The organism is Arthrobacter sp. AG367 (assembly GCF_007828995.1).
Lineage (GTDB): Bacteria > Actinomycetota > Actinomycetes > Actinomycetales > Micrococcaceae > Arthrobacter.
Genome location: NZ_VIVE01000003.1, coordinates 424,967 through 439,816 on the forward strand (window position 1 = coordinate 424,967; position 14,850 = coordinate 439,816).

Annotated in this window: 14 protein-coding genes; 8 read left to right on the forward strand and 6 right to left on the reverse strand. The window is 65.4% G+C overall.

From position 1 onward, the window contains the following. Positions 1-7 precede the first annotated feature (7 nt). Complete coding sequence (locus tag FB478_RS11630; protein ID WP_144600516.1) at positions 8-871, reverse strand: HAD family hydrolase; 864 nt, start codon at positions 869-871, stop codon at positions 8-10. Positions 872-1,147: 276 nt separating this feature from the next. Between FB478_RS11630 and FB478_RS11635 the strand changes: the two genes are divergently transcribed. The 4 genes from FB478_RS11635 (at position 1,148) to FB478_RS11650 (ending at position 7,772) form a co-directional block, all read left to right on the forward strand. After that, complete coding sequence (locus FB478_RS11635) at positions 1,148-1,417, forward strand: GlsB/YeaQ/YmgE family stress response membrane protein (RefSeq protein ID WP_144600518.1); 270 nt, start codon at positions 1,148-1,150, stop codon at positions 1,415-1,417. A 143-nt stretch (positions 1,418-1,560) separates the two neighbouring features. Next, positions 1,561-3,729: a bifunctional diguanylate cyclase/phosphodiesterase gene (locus FB478_RS11640; RefSeq protein WP_395858348.1), complete on the forward strand. Its 2,169-nt coding sequence runs from the start codon at positions 1,561-1,563 to the stop codon at positions 3,727-3,729. 135 nt (positions 3,730-3,864) lie between these two features. Beyond that, positions 3,865-6,867, forward strand: a complete 3,003-nt coding sequence (locus tag FB478_RS11645; RefSeq protein WP_261377384.1) for a response regulator — start codon at positions 3,865-3,867, stop codon at positions 6,865-6,867. Next, complete coding sequence (locus FB478_RS11650; RefSeq protein ID WP_144600520.1) at positions 6,864-7,772, forward strand: diguanylate cyclase; 909 nt, start codon at positions 6,864-6,866, stop codon at positions 7,770-7,772. The genes FB478_RS11645 and FB478_RS11650 overlap by 4 nt, the downstream gene beginning before the upstream one ends. Before the next feature lie 3 nt (positions 7,773-7,775). Here the strand turns inward: FB478_RS11650 and FB478_RS11655 are convergent, their stop codons facing one another. Further along, positions 7,776-8,180 (reverse strand): hypothetical protein, encoded by a 405-nt coding sequence (locus FB478_RS11655; RefSeq protein ID WP_144600522.1) that lies wholly within the window; start codon positions 8,178-8,180, stop codon positions 7,776-7,778. A 222-nt stretch (positions 8,181-8,402) separates the two neighbouring features. Here FB478_RS11655 and FB478_RS11660 point away from each other — a divergent pair, with 222 nt between their 5' ends. Continuing rightward, positions 8,403-8,954 (forward strand): dihydrofolate reductase family protein, encoded by a 552-nt coding sequence (locus FB478_RS11660; RefSeq protein WP_018771810.1) that lies wholly within the window; start codon positions 8,403-8,405, stop codon positions 8,952-8,954. A 2-nt stretch (positions 8,955-8,956) separates the two neighbouring features. On the opposite strand, the gene FB478_RS11665 is transcribed toward FB478_RS11660, so the two are convergent. After that, positions 8,957-9,307, reverse strand: coding sequence for a DUF3846 domain-containing protein (locus FB478_RS11665; RefSeq protein ID WP_144600524.1), 351 nt, complete (start codon positions 9,305-9,307; stop codon positions 8,957-8,959). Positions 9,308-9,361: 54 nt separating this feature from the next. Continuing rightward, positions 9,362-10,306, reverse strand: a complete 945-nt coding sequence (mmuM, locus tag FB478_RS11670; RefSeq protein ID WP_144600526.1) for a homocysteine S-methyltransferase — start codon at positions 10,304-10,306, stop codon at positions 9,362-9,364. A 117-nt stretch (positions 10,307-10,423) separates the two neighbouring features. Between mmuM and FB478_RS11675 the strand changes: the two genes are divergently transcribed. Genes FB478_RS11675 through FB478_RS11685 form a run of 3 tightly spaced genes read left to right on the forward strand, consistent with a single transcriptional unit; the run spans position 10,424 to position 12,426 of the window. Beyond that, a complete protein-coding gene (locus FB478_RS11675) occupies positions 10,424-10,873 on the forward strand; it encodes a hypothetical protein (protein ID WP_018771813.1) in 450 nt (149 codons plus the stop codon). Further along, the gene (locus FB478_RS11680; protein WP_056393397.1) at positions 10,870-11,619 is read left to right on the forward strand and encodes a cyclase family protein; all 750 of its coding nucleotides are present in this window, start codon (positions 10,870-10,872) and stop codon (positions 11,617-11,619) included. Before FB478_RS11675 ends, FB478_RS11680 begins: the two co-directional genes overlap by 4 nt. A gap of 30 nt (positions 11,620-11,649) precedes the next feature. Beyond that, complete coding sequence (locus FB478_RS11685) at positions 11,650-12,426, forward strand: IclR family transcriptional regulator (RefSeq protein WP_186447788.1); 777 nt, start codon at positions 11,650-11,652, stop codon at positions 12,424-12,426. Between the two features lie 7 nt (positions 12,427-12,433). Here the strand turns inward: FB478_RS11685 and FB478_RS11690 are convergent, their stop codons facing one another. Further along, positions 12,434-13,207: an IclR family transcriptional regulator gene (locus FB478_RS11690; RefSeq protein WP_144600528.1), complete on the reverse strand. Its 774-nt coding sequence runs from the start codon at positions 13,205-13,207 to the stop codon at positions 12,434-12,436. A 153-nt stretch (positions 13,208-13,360) separates the two neighbouring features. Then, the gene (locus FB478_RS11695) at positions 13,361-14,806 is read right to left on the reverse strand and encodes an amino acid permease (protein ID WP_144600530.1); all 1,446 of its coding nucleotides are present in this window, start codon (positions 14,804-14,806) and stop codon (positions 13,361-13,363) included. Positions 14,807-14,850: the final 44 nt, after the last annotated feature.

A 14,850-nucleotide genomic window follows, 5' to 3' on the forward strand; every position in this document is an offset into this window, starting at 1 on the left:
GGACGGCCTAGCCGAGGAGCCCCAGCTCGGCGAAGGCCAGGGCCACGCCGTTGCCGGCGGGTGCGGCAGTGGTCCTGTCCGCCACGGCAAGGACGGCGGGGTGGCCACCTTCCACGGCGATGCCGACGGCTGCGTACTCAAGCATTTCGATGTCGTTGGCGCTGTCGCCGATGGCAATGATGTCGGCCCGGTCCAGGCCGAGCCGGGCTTCCACCACCTGGATGCCCACCGCCTTGTGCGTGCCGGCCATGAAGATTTCCCCTGCACGGTCGCCGAGCGCTGACAGGGAGCTCGGGATCAGCCCAACCTCCGGCCCGAAGGCCTCCAACAGCCGGGTCAGCGGCACCGGTGAATCGAAGCAAGAGATTTTGGCGTACGAGGTGGCGCGGAGGTCATCGCCGTAATGCATTGGCCCCAGGATGTCCTCGAGCGGATCCACGTCCGTGCTGAGCACTCCGTCGTGGCGCGGACGCCCGGCGAAGATGGGGCCCAGCACCTCCCTCAGCCGCCGGTCCACACCGGTGCGGCCATGCAGGGCTTCCGGGGCCTCCAGGATGTAGGCGGCGTTGTGGGCATCCAGGGCCTCAACGATGCGTGCGGCCAGGCCGGGTTCAAAACGGGCATCCTTGAGGATCTCCCCGTTGACCTCCACCCTGGCGCCGGCGCCTGTGATGGTGCCGTCAAACCCAGCGTCCAGGATGTGGCCGGGGACCATGGACAGCGGGCGTCCGGTACAGACAAAGACGAGGTGGCCCCGTGCCCGGGCGGTCCGCACCGCGTCCACGTGGGCTGCCGGAGCCAGGCCGTGGTCGGCGTAGGTTCCGTCGATGTCGAGGAAGATGGCACGGGGCCTGGCGGTCTGGCTGGGCATGCCTGCGCTCCTTGGTCTGTTCGGGGACTTGCCATCCTATCGGCGGACGCCAGGCAGGCCGCACCCGAGAATGAACGGTTTACGGGATGCCCAAGCCAGGCCATACGGCGGAAAACCAAGGACCGTCAGGACACCGATTGATAAAAGCACGGCATTCCGCCTGAAACTGACAGTCATCCTGTGATATTCAAGGCCTTGCACAGTAGTAAGCCTGCTGATTGAATGATGGAACCGGAAATGGGGGCCCGGCACAACTTACTGACAAGGAGTGGCAACATGGGCATTATCGGATTTCTCATTTTGGGCCTGATTGCTGGAGCCATTGCAAAGGCAATCCTGCCGGGTCGCCAGGGCGGCGGCTGGGTAGTGACCCTGGTCCTCGGCGTCGTCGGAGCCATTCTGGGCGGCTGGATTGGATCGCTCATCTTTGGCGGCGGACTGGCCGAATTCTTCGACCTCAGGACCTGGTTGCTGGCCATCCTCGGCTCCATCGTCGTTCTGTTGATCTACGGGGCAGTCGCCAACCGCAGCGGCCGCAGGGTGTAGCCGCAGCACCTGTTCACCTAAACAAGAAGCGCCGGACTCCCCAAAGGGAGGACGGCGCTTTCTCTGTTCCACGCCTAATTTGCCTTCCCTGGTGCGCACCCAATTCCTGCCGTTGGCCTTTATGATGGCGAAGGGGTGGTGTAATGACCAGTTTTATGGGCCGTGGCGATGATGTGGCATTACAAACTTTTGGCGTGGTCATGGATGCCAGCCCGGACGCACTGCTGGCTTTGACCGCGGACGGTATTATCCTTGCGGCCAATTCTGCTGCGTCAAGGCTCTTTGGCTTACCGAAGGAAGCTTTTGCGGGCCTGGACCACCGCCCACTGATTGCCGAGGATTTCCGCGACGAGGTAGGCCAGTTGTTCCTCCAGCTCCTTGCAGAGCCGGATGGGCATCCGCTGCCCCGCGAGATCAGGGGACTCCGTCACGACGGCAGCGAGGTCCCCATCGAAGTGGCGGCCGCACTCCTCCCCCAGCCAACCGCGGACCACGCCCGCGCAGAGCGCGGGCCAGAAGGGCAATCCGGAGCGCGGTTGCTGCTCTCCGCCCGTGGCACGGCACACCGCAAGGCGGCGGACGAGGATCTGCGCGAGGCCATGTCCTTGTTGACGGCCACCCTTGAATCCACTGCCGACGGCATCCTGGTCATGGGCAATGACGGCAGGGTGGCTGGGTTCAACGAACAATTCCTTGCCATGTGGCGCATCCCGCCCGAGTTGATGGAAGCGGACAGCGGAGAACCGGCCATGCAGCTCATCGTGGAGCAGGTGGCAGACCCAGCGGCCTTCACCGCGCGGCTGGGCGAACTTCAGGAAGACCCGGCCGCCGAGAGCCACGACGTGGTCGAGTTCAGGGACGGCCGCACCTATGAAAGATATTCCCGCCCCCAGCGGGTAGAGGAAAAGATCGTTGGACGGGTGTGGAGCTTCCGCGACGTCACGCCCCGGCGAAAAGCGCAGGAGCAGGCGCACAGGGCCATGATGGACCTGGCCGTCCAGGCCGAAAAGCTGCGGGCCATGGCGTTCCAGGACCCCCTGACCGGGCTCGCGAACAGGGCCGTGTTCAACGACGCCCTGGCCGAAGCACTTCAGGAAGCCCGGCTGAAGACGGTGGATGTCCTGCTCCTTGACCTGGACGACTTCAAGGAGGTCAACGACATCCTTGGCCACCAGGCGGGTGATGACATGCTCATCGAAGTGGCACGCCGGCTTCGCGGCTGCGTCCCTACAGCTGACGTTGTTGCACGATTGGGCGGGGACGAGTTCGTGGTGCTGTTGACGGCGTGCCCGGATGCCGACGCCATCGCGGCGTGCATCGTGCGCTGCCTGCACGTCCCCGTGACCATCGACGGCACTGTCCTCCGGCCGAGCCTCAGCCTGGGCCTCGCCTCGTTGGGGCAGGACAGCGTTGGGCCCTCGGAACTCCTGCGGCATGCCGACATTGCCATGTATGCGGCCAAGGCGGCAGGCAAGAACCGGTTCCTCCGCTTCCACCCGGACATGATGCAGGCACTGGTGCAGCGCACCCACATGGAGGGCGGGCTGCGGCTGGCTGTTCCGCGCGGCGAAATCACCGTGGATTTCCAGCCGATCGTGTCGCACCGCATGGGGCAGGTGGTCCAACTCGAGGCGCTGGCCAGGTGGGACCGCGGCGGTGAGCGGGTGCCGCCGTCGATCTTCATCCCCCTTGCCGAGCGCACCGGGCTGATCGGCGAGATCGGGGCCGAGGTAATGGCGTCCGGCATGGTGCAGCTGGCGCGATGGCTCAGCGAGGATCCGGCGCGGTCCCTGGCGGTGAACGTCTCCGGAGTCCAGTTGCAGGAACCGGACTTCGCCGAGACCGTCCTAAGGCTGGCGGCAGCCAGCGGCGTGGCCCCCTACCAGCTGGTCATGGAAGTTACCGAGAGTGTGTTTTTTGACGCCGACTGCAGCCTGATCCGGCAACTCAGCACGCTGCGGGACGCCGGCGCCAGGGTGGCACTGGATGATTTCGGCACCGGCTACTCCTCACTGGGCCGGCTGCAGGACCTGCCCGTGGACACGGTCAAGATCGACAAGTCTTTTGTGTCCATGGTGCGGACCGGCAACGAGCGCCTGCCGATCCTCAGCTCCATGATCAACATGGCCCACAGCCTGGGGCTGACCGTCACGGCTGAAGGGATTGAGACGGCGGCGCAGGCGGATTACCTGGCCGCGCTGGAGTGCGATTCGCTGCAGGGTTACCTGTTTTCCTTGCCGGAGCCAGGCGAGCGGCTTGGCCACGCGTTGCAGAACGCGGAAGAAGCCCTCAATGCCTTGAAGGGGCGGTAATTTTCCGGCCCATTCCAAGGGTGCGCGGGATATTATGAGGGGGCGTCTCCGCCGTGGTCTCCGGCGGCTCCGCCCCTGTTTTGGGGCATTGGGCGCAATTAGGGGGAAGGGGTCTCCGTGTCCCAGTCTGGTCTCTTGGAACACCGTGTCAACAGCGGTAGGTCGCGGCTGTGGCCGCGGATCGTGGCGGCAGCGTTGGTCCTCACTGGACTCGGGGTGTTTTTGGCAGTGAACAGGGGCACTCCGGCCGCCCTTGTTACCGGCGACTTCCTCATTTTGGCCGCGTCCCTGGTGGCCGGGGTGAGCTGTGCGCGAGCCGGTGCCCGAGGGGGTGCGAACGCGAAGGCCTGGACCTATATGGCTGCGGCGTCCTTCGTCTGGGCAGCCGGAATGGCGCTCTACGCGTTTTACGGCCTTCTGAACGACCATGTTTACCCCTTTCCCTCCCTGGCAGACGCCCTGTTCCTTGGCTACTCGGTGCCCGCTGTCGTGGCGCTGTTCTCGTTCAAGCGGCGCGCCGGCACTCCCGTGGCGCTGTTTCGGGCGGTCATGGACGCCGCCGTCATTGCCGGCTCGGTGCTTGTGGTCAGCTGGTACACGGCCCTTGGCCCCGCCTTCAACGCTGTTGGGGACCCACTGACACGCCTTACCGGGATGGCCTACCCCGTGGTGGATCTGGTGATCACGTCCCTGGTACTGGTCCTGGCCATGCGGCGTCAGCCGGGCGAGCGCCTGCCCTGGCTCTGTTTCGGTGGCGGCCTGGTGGTGCTGGCCGTTACGGACAGCATTTACGTGCGCATGACGTTCGACGGCGTGACGGGAACCACCGGATCACCGCTTGCCTTGGGCTGGATAGGCGCCTTCCTCATCATCGCCATGGCTCCTGCTGCACCGTACGTGGAGAACACAGGCCCGGACCGGAAGGGATACACGCTTGCACTGGAACTGCTCCCATACGTTCCCCTCCTCCTGGCTGTACTCCAATTCGCCGGCCCGCACCTGCAGGAGCTCGATCCGTTCCTTCTCGTAGTGGGAGCCACTGTCCTTGCCTCCGTGCTGGTCCGTCAGGTGCTGATCGTCTTCGAGAACATCAGCCTGACCGGCGGACTCGAGGATGAAGTGGCTGCCCGCACCGTGGAACTTGAGGCGGCCCGGGAGGCGGCGTTGGAATCCAGCCGCCTCAAATCCGAATTCCTGGCTACCATGAGCCACGAAATCCGCACTCCGATGAACGGGGTAGTCGGCCTAACCGGGCTCCTTCTGGAAACCGGGCTGGACGAGACGCAGCGTCAGTACGCCCAAGGGGTTAAGGGTGCGGGGGAATCGTTGCTGGCCCTTATCAATGACATCCTCGATTTCTCGAAGCTGGAGGCCGGAAAGGTGGACCTGGACGTCCGTCCCTTCGACCCCAGGGTCCTCGTCGAAGAGGTGGCCGCCCTGCTGGCCGAACCTGCACTGGCCAAGAACCTGGAGCTGATCGCCTACTGTGAGCCTGACGTTCCTGCCCGTTTGCAGGGCGACTCCGGCAGGATCCGGCAAATATTGCTCAACCTTGCCTCCAATGCCGTGAAGTTCACGGCATCCGGGGAGGTCTCCATCCGGGTCACGGCCAAGGACCCGGGCTACGGCCCGGGAAGCACCGCGGCAATTGAGTTCGAGGTCCGCGACACCGGCATTGGCATCAGCCCGGAACATCACGGCAAATTGTTTGAATCCTTCTCGCAGGCGGATGCTTCCACCACCCGCCGCTACGGCGGTACGGGTCTTGGCCTGGCCATCTGCAGGCGCCTGACCGCTGTGATGGACGGTGCCATCGGGATGGACAGCGCACCGGGCCAGGGCAGCACATTCTGGTTCCGGCTGCCGCTGCCCATAGCACCCCCGTCCACGGATCCTGTGCCGGCCGCCGGCTTCCTCACCGGTCTCCGCGTCCTGGTGGTGGATGACAATGCCACAAACCGGCTGGTCCTCGAATCCCAGCTCCGTGGCTGGCGCCTTGAACCGCAATCCGTTCCGGACGCGACGGCCGCTTTGGAAGTGGCCCGCGCCGCGCGGCAGGCCGGGACACCCTTCCATCTCGCCGTTTTGGACTACTGCATGCCCGACACGGATGGCCTGGAGCTGGCCCGGCGCATCAAGGCCGACGCAGCACTTGCGGGCATGGAACTGATCATGCTGACCTCGACCATGCAGGTAGACCCGGCAGAGATTGCCGCCGCGGGTGTGCGTGAGTGGCTGATGAAACCCGTCCGCAGTTCCGAGTTTTACAACCGGCTGGTCCGCCTGATCTCGACCCGCGAGCCCACACCGGAATCCTGGAGCCGCCCAAGGCCCGCCCGAACCGCGCAGGCTGGGCGCGGCACGCCGCGCCGCGGGCAGATCCTGGTCGTTGAGGACAATGAGGTGAACCAGTTGGTGGCACGCGCAACAGTCGAAAAGTTCGGCTACGCGGTGGATGTGGTGTGCAACGGTGCCGAAGCGGTGGCGGCCGCGGCCGCGACAAGATACTCCGCCATACTGATGGATTGCCACATGCCGGTGATGGACGGCTTCGAGGCAACCCGCGAGATCCGCCGCCTGCCCTCTGCAATCCGGGTGCCCATCATTGCCATGACCGCAGGGGCCCTCGATGGAGACCGGGAACGCTGCCTCGCCGCGGGCATGGACGATTACCTGTCAAAACCCGTGGACGCGGCTGCCCTGGAAGCTGCGTTGTCCCGCTGGGTTCCCGTGCAGCTCCCGCAGCCTCTTGCTGTCACCGGAGGTCCTTCCGCCGGAAGCCCCGGGCCCGCACTGGACCCGAACCGCCTCGCCGTCCTTAGGGACCTGGGCCAGGATGACGGAGGGGCATTGTTGCGGGCAACGCTGGAGGCGTTCCGACGGGAGAGCCAGGTGCGCGTGGCGGCGCTTCGCGCAGCGGTTCCTGGCGACAGCCAGGTCCTGGTGCAGGCTGCCCACGCCCTGAAGGGGTCCGCGGCAAACATCGGAGCCTCCGGCGTGGTTTCGGCCTGTGCCGAGCTCGAAGAGCTGGGCCGCAACGGGCAACTGGGCAACGCCGAGGGACTCGTCAGCCGGCTCGAGGCTGAACTGCAGCGGTTGGACGCCGAACTGGAGGCCGCAGTGAAGGGGGACCATTGAGAGTTCTCGTAGCGGACGATGATCCGGGGTCGCTCCTGGTGGCCAGGGCCGCCGTCGAACGTTCGGGGCATGACTGCATAACGGCTGCGGACGGTGGCGAGGCATGGGCCCTGTTCCAGGCACACCGGCCGGATGTGGTGGTCACCGACCGGATGATGCCCGTGATGGACGGATTGGAACTCTGCCGGGCCATCCGTGCAGAGGAGCCTGAGCTGTACACCTACATCGTGCTGCTGACCTCGCAAGGATCGCGCGACGACGTTCTGTCCGGGCTCGAGGCCGGCGCCGACGACTACGTCACCAAGCCGTTGGACCCCTTTGTCCTGCACACCAGGCTCCTAGTGGCGTTGCGGATCACCACGCTTCACGCGGACCTCGCACACTACCGGAAAGTCCTCTCGGAGCAAGCGCGCACCGATCCCCTGACCGGACTTCACAACCGGTTGAAACTTTCAGAGGACCTGGAGCAACTGCACGCCCGGAGCGCCCGCCATGGCGAGGAGTACAGTGTGGCGCTGTGCGACGTGGACAATTTCAAGAGCTACAACGACCTCTACGGTCACCAGGCCGGCGATCTGGCCCTTCGGGCGGTGGCATCCACCCTCGCGGCAACGGCACGACGGGCTGACGGTGTCTACCGGTTCGGGGGCGAGGAGTTCCTGCTGGTGCTTCCCCGACAGGGCGTGATCGGGGCCAAGGCCCTTGTGGAACGGGCGTTATGCGCCGTACGTGACCTGGCCATACCCCATGCCGGCGACCCATCGGGCCAGTTGGGGTTCAGCGCTGGAGTCTCCGGGTTCTCCGCGGGGCATGTGGTGAGTGCCGAAATGCTGCTAAATGAAGCCGACGCAGCCCTTTACGCGGCAAAGGCCGCAGGGCGGAACCAGGTGATGCTTGCACCGTAGGCGCTATGCTGCCTTTTTCCCGCCAGACTTCTTCTGCGGGGCCTTCTGACCGGACGGCCGCTGCTCAGCAACGGCTGCCGCATGGGCGGGTGTTTCTGCCGGCCGGCCAGCGTACGGCGCCCTGGCCGTTGCGGAAGCAGCAGGTTCAGCGTGCACACCGGGTGCGGCGGCGCGGTTGCGGCGCCAGCGGCGGACCAGGTCGACGGCGGCCAGCAGGCCTGCGAGGGGGGTCAGCACAGCTGCCGCGTAGACGAACAGCATCCAGGTCAGGGTGGTGAGCGGTGGCTGGTTGTTGTTGAGCAGGGACAGTCCGCCCAGCATTCCAACAACCCAGAACAGCACTACGGCCGTCAGGACAGCGCCGGCAGGAAAATACTGGTTGGTCACGACTTTTTTCAGGGTTTCCATGCACTTCCTCCTGCCTGGCCGGGGGGACGGCGAAAGCCGCTCAAAAACAAGTATGGGGCCCGGCCGGCGCGAAACCGTGCAAGACGACACGGCGAGTGATCAAGCTAACGTAACCATCCGCCGTCGTCCGAATTCCCGGGCCAAAATAAGGTCCGGCGCCCTTCCCGGAAAGGCCCTGGGCGCATACCGTAATGCCTGTCCGCTCGAAAACTGGAGGTTCCCATGCGCAAAGTCACTGCCGGCCTGTTCCACTCCGTGGACGGGGTGGTGTCCGAACCCTTCAAGTTCCAGTTCGACAGCTTCGACGACGAACTCGGCGCGGGCCTGACCAAGATGATGAACACCGTGGATACCGTGGTCCTGGGCCGCGTCAGCTACCAGGAGTGGGCTGGTTACTGGCCCACCGCCTCGGCAGACCAGGACTTTGCCGCGTTCATCAACCCGGTGGAAAAGTTCGTTGCGTCACGCACCCTGACCGGGCAGCTGGAATGGCAGAACTCTCAGTTGATGGACGCTCCGCTTGAGGAGTTCGTTGCCGCCTTGAAGGACCGCGACGGCGGCGAGATCGCCGTGTGCGGGAGCATCTCGGTGGTGCGGCAGCTGCTGTTCGCCGGGCTGCTGGACTCGCTGCAGCTGATGACGCACCCGGTCATTGCCGGCAGCGGCCGCAGGCTGTTCCAGGACGGTGACCCGCTGACCCGGCTGGTGTTGCTTGACCAGTCCACCACCAGCAAGGGCAACGTGCTGAGCACCTACGGGGTCCGCGGGGACTAAGCCTACGCGGCCAGCGGGGCCCCGAAAAGCTCCTCCGCAAGCCGGGACAAGTGGTCCGGGATGTCCGCTTCGGCCCCGTGCTCGCCGCGGCCGAGGAAGACCGCGGTGCCACGGATCCCGTCAAGGTCCAGGCCGCATTCGTGCATCAGCTGCCCGGCGCGGAAGTTGACCGGCAGGAGCATGGTGACGCTTTCGGCGTTGACGTAGACATGCCAGTCGCCGCGGATCACCGACTCCAGCGGCCCGCCCACCAGGGCTTCCAAGGCCTGCAGGTCTGCCGGCACCTGCTCGATGCGCATGGGCTCAGAATTGCCGGCCGGTACGACAAGTGCAGTGTAAGTTCTGTTGTTCATCGTTCATTTCTCCTTAGGTTTTAACACCGGTGGAGACGGCAGTGTTCCCGGTAACTATGCCTTCCCGGCCAACGCTGCGATGTCGGCGGGCGTGGTCCGGCAGCAGCCGCCCACGATGCGGGCACCAAGCTGCCGCCACTCAGGGGCACCTGTGCCGAGGCTGGAGGGAGCACCGCTGCCGGAAGCCGCCCGGTCCTGGCTCCACGTCTTTGTCGCGGGATGGTAGGTCTCTCCCGAATTGGGATAGGCCAGCAGCGGCTTGTCCGTGTGCAGGCCCAGTGCTGCGAGCGCGGGAGCGACCAGGTTGAGCGGGACGCAGTTCACACCCACGGCGGCGACGTGGGGCTGTCCGTCAAGGAGCCGGGCCACGTCGGCGAGCGGGGTTCCGTCGCTGATGTGCCCGCCGTCGCGCAGGGAAAAGGAGAACCAGGTGTCGACGCCGTGTTCCCGGCTGAGTGCCAGGAGGGCTTCGGCCTCAGCGAAGGAAGGCAGCGTTTCCAAGGCCAGGAGGTCCACGCCGGCGTCCACCAGCGCGGCGATGCGGGGGGCGTGGAAGTCCTGGAACTCTTCTGCGGTGAGGGCGTAGTCCCCCCGGTACTCCGAGCCGTCCGCAAGGTAGGCACCGTAGGGACCCACGGAACCGGCGACCAGCAGCGGCCCGGCGTCCGGGTGGTCCTCCAGATGCTGCCGCCGCGCTTCATCCGCCAACCGGGCGGACAGCGCAACGAGCTCCAGGGCTTCCCGTTCGCCCATCCCCCGCGCCGCAAACCCCCGGGGCGTGGCCTGGTAGCTGGCGGTGGTGGCGATGTTCGCGCCGGCGGCGAAGTAGTCCCGGTGCACGTCCCTGATCAGCTCGGGCTGTTCCAGGAGGACCTTGGCGGACCACAGTGCGTCGTTCAAATCGCAGCCGCGGGCCTCCAGTTCGGTGGCCAGGGCGCCGTCAGCTACGAGGCCTGCGCCGGCGTCAAGCAGGGTGGACAGGGAACGGCGGCTAGGCATCGCAACTCCGGTCGATTGTTGGCTGTTTTATTCATTATAGGCAAGTTTCCATGCTTGTAATGCATATCACTGTGTGCCACGATGACTGCAGCAACGACCATTACAGGAGGAATATTCGTGAGTGTGCACCTGAACAGTGTCCGCAAGCTACGGGTCCACTGGCCCATCAGTGCGGAAACCTTCGGCCGGATAGCCGCCGGAGACGCCAACGCCGTCCAGCAGGATCCGGGGCTGGCAGAACTCCTGCACACCGTTGGGCATTACCCGGACCTCGGTGATTTCGGGAACTACAAGCACGTCTTCGAATCCGGCATCGGATTCGAAGGATTCTCGTGCGGCGAAGGGGCGTCTCCCACGCTTGGCAGGGTGGGCGAGCAGACCCTCTCCCCCACGTTCGTCTTCACCACCTATTTTGATGCCACCCTGGACGAGGCCGTCCTGGAACGGGTTATGCAGGAACTGGTGGCCATCCACCCGTGGGAACTGCCTGTCATCGAGGTGACCGGTCCCGTGAGCGTGGCCGGTGGGCTGCACCGTAAAACCCCCTCGGCGGCGGCAGCATCATGACACTCACCACCACTGCCGCCTGGCCCGCGCTTCAGTCCGCCCTGGCAGGCAGGACGTTCACGGACCTCACCCATGCCTTCCATCCAGGCCAGCCCCGTTTCGCCGCCTTTCCGGACGAAACCCGGGAGGCTCTTTTCGACCTTGAAAGGGGCGACGGGTTTACGGCCCACCGATATTCGATCGTTGGCCAGTGGGGCACGCATGTGGATCCGCCTTCCCACTTCATCCGGGGTGGACGCACCCTTGACCGGATTCCAGTCCAGGACATGATTCTTCCCCTTGTGGTCCTGGACATCACCCGGCGGGTGGAACGGGATCCGGATGCAACCCCCACCCTGCAGGATGTGCACGGATGGGAAGACCGGAACGGAAGAATCCCGGCTGGATGCTTCGTTGCCCTGAGGACCGGCTGGAGCTCACGGTGGCCGGACGGAGATGCCATGGCCAACAAGGATGCGGACGGAGTCAGCCACACTCCCGGGTGGTCCCGTGAGGTGCTGTCCTTCCTGGTGGAGGAACGCTGGGTTTCGGCCATCGGGCACGAGCAAACGGACACCGATCCGGGGCTGGCAACCTCGCAGGGGGACTTTAGCCTGGAAACCTACATCCTGGCGAAGGACCGCTGGCAGATAGAACTGATGGCTGATTTGTCCGGCCTCCCTGAATCGGGTGCCGCAATCGTGGCCAGCTGGGCCAAACCCTCCGAAGGGAGCGGCTTCCCGGCCCGCGTCTTCGCCATCTCCTGACCCGGGCGGGCGGTCCTCTAGACTCGGACCATGTCGAGGACTTCAAGCATGGGACGTGGCGTCATGGCCGTCCTGGCGGCCGGGGAACGCCACCTGCGTGGCCTCCCCGGCGGCTCGGTTGCAGAGATCGCTGCGGACCTGGGCAGGGACCGAAGCCAGGTTTCCAGAAGCCTGCGCACAGCTGAACAGGAAGGTTTCCTGCGGAGAACCCCCGAACGCACCTTCGCCCTGGACTGGAGCGTCCTGACCGACGCCCTCCTGCTGACCCGGCGCCGGCTGGCAACCGACGGGACCGCCGCCCTGGAACGCCTTTCGAGGGAGACTGATGAGGGGTGCTTCCTGGGGGTCCTCAGCGGCAGGAGCACCGTAACGGTGGGCGAAAGCGTCCCGGCGAGCAGCCGGCTGGTGGGCTCGTGGCTGGGCCGGCCCTACCCGGCCTACTGCAGCGACGCCGGGCAGGCACTTTTGTGGGAGACTCCGGACGATGAGGTCCGCAAAATCTTCGCGGGCGTCCAGTTCCAGCAGCACGGCCCGAACACCCCCGCGGACGTCGAGGATTTCCTGGCACGGCTCAGGGACGCACGGGTCCGCGGCTACTCCATCGTCGACGAGGAAGCGGAGCCCGGGCTCTACTCACTGGCCGTACCCATCAGGGATTTCAGGGGCGACGTGGTGGCGGCCCTGCAGGTGGTGGGCCTGAAGGGCCGCCTTGAACCCAGCCGGTCCCGGCACGCCGAAGCGCTCGTCCGCCAGGGCCGCTGGCTGGAAGGCATGCTGGGATGGCAGTCTCCGGACAGCAACCCCTAAGGGCCGCCTACCCCTCCGGCCCGGGATGGACCGAACCGAGCCTTGCCGCGGCCTCCGCGAGCACATCCGCCAATTCCCCTGCGCGGGGTCCAACGTCCGGCTGCCCGCCCAGCACACTCAGCGAAGCGACGATCCCACCGCCCGGATCCCGGACAGGCACGGCCACCTCCACGATGCCGTGTTCGAATTCCTCGGTGGCGACAACGAAACCATGGGGCTTGTCTTTGGCCATGAGTTCCCAGGCCTCCGCGCTGGAATGCGGGGCGCCGGGACCACCGACGCCGACAAAGTTCACGTCGGAAAGCAAAGCTTCAAACCCGCGCCGCTTATGGTCCCACAACAGCGCCCTGCCCGATCCGGTACACCACACAGGCGTCACCATGCCGGGCTGGACGAAGCTGCCCGCCTGCAAATCGTTGCTGGACGCCAGGAGCAGGATGACCCTGTAGCCGTCGCGGACCGAGACCCGGGCGCGCAGCCCGGTAGTGGCCACCAGCGCCTCCAGTTCCGCCGCCGCATGCCGGATCCACCCCGTATTGAGGGTGGCCGCAAGGCCGAAGAAGCCCGTCCCTACGCGGAACGGGCCGCGTTCGCGGCGCTCCAGCAGGCCAAGCTCACAAAGCTCCTGGGTCAAACGGGAGACGCGGCTTTGGTCCATGTCCAGCTCGGCGGCCAACTGGGAGACACCCATAAGCTGCTTCCCCGTCTTTTCCCGGTCAATGACCAGGCGCACTATCCGCAATCCCTGCGCCAGCGACGCCGCCTCCGGGGAGTTATCCACCCTGCTGCTCCTTCCGACCGGCAACCAGCCTATCCTCACACGTTGCGGCACCGCCCAACGGGAAACACCAATCAGCCGGAAGCAACGCAGTCCCGGGCACGGCGATGGCCTGGCACGGACGTTCGGCCGTCCGCGCCAGGCCATGGAAACGGTTCAGCCCTGCGCCGTCTTTTCGGCTGCGGCCCGGCGCCCGTACCTGATGTGGAAGTAACCGTAGCAGGCGGCGACGAAAGGAATCCCAAAGTACAGCGCCGCCACTTGGGCCGGATCGAAAGCGATGCCGACCAGGGAGACTGTGCAGAGAGTGAATGCCAGGACCGGCACCAGTGGGAAGAGCGGCGCGCGGTAGGACAAGGTGGACACGTCCCCGCCGTTCCGGACAAAAGACCGCCGGTGGAAGAAATGCGAGGCGGTGATGGACATCCAGACTCCCACCACTGCGAAGCCCGCTACCGATACCAGCACCAGGTACACGGTTTCCGGAGCAACCACGCTGCTGATGAGTGAGGCCAGCCCTCCGAGCATGCTCACCGAGAGCGCGGTCATGGGAATGCCGCGCTTAGTCAGCTTCTTAAGCGCCCGGGGTGCGTGGCCTTCGTCGGCCAGGGAGTACAGCATCCTGGCGCACGAGAACAGGCCACTGTTGCCTGCAGACAGCAGCGCCGTGATGATGACGAAGTTCATCAGATCGGCGGCAAAGGGAACACCCGTCGCCGTGAACACCGTCACGAACGGGCTTTCGTCGAGCCCAACTTCCTGGTACGGGATCGTGGCGGCGATGACGGCGATGGCTCCGACGAAGAACACCAGGAGGCGGATGACCGTACTGCGCATCGCTTTGGGAATGCTGGTGGCGGGATCCTTCGTCTCCCCTGCGGCGACGCCGATCAGTTCAGAGCCTGAGAAGGCATAGAAGACTGCGAGCGCCGTCACCAGAACGCCGGTGAAACCGTTGGGAAACAGCCCTCCCTCGGTGTTGAAGTTTTCGAACAGGAAGGGATGGTTGCCCGATGCGCTGAGCGGGTGGAAGCCCAGGAGGGCTGCCCCGCCCAGGACGATGAGCCCGATGATGGCGCCCACTTTGATGATGGCGAACCAGAATTCCGACTCACCGAAGAACTTGGATGACACGGCGTTGAGGCCGAACAACGTTGCGGCGAAGATCAGGCACCAGACCCAGACGTCAACGCCCGGGAACCAGCGCTGCATCAGCAGGCCCGAGGCTGTGAACTCCGATCCGATGGCGACCGCCCAGCACAGCCAGTAGAGCCAGGCGGTGGCGAATCCCGTGGCGGGACCAATGGACCGGGAAGCATAGATATGGAACGCACCGGAGACGGGGTAGGCGATGGCGAGCTCCCCCAAGCAGGCCATGACCAGGTAAACCACGAAGGCACCGATGAGGTAGGCGAGAACGGCTCCCAGCGGGCCGGCCTGGGAAATGGTGTAACCCGAGCTGAGGAACAGTCCGGAACCAATCACGCCGCCCATGGCGATCATGACAAGGTGCCGGGGCCCCATGGAGCGGCGGAGCCCTGATTCCGTTGACGGCGGTGCGTCCGGCTCCGGCTTGAGGGTGAGGGGGGTCGAAGATTCCAAGTGGTGCCTCCAGTGGGGGATGGTCGGAAGGACGGCCGCGGTTC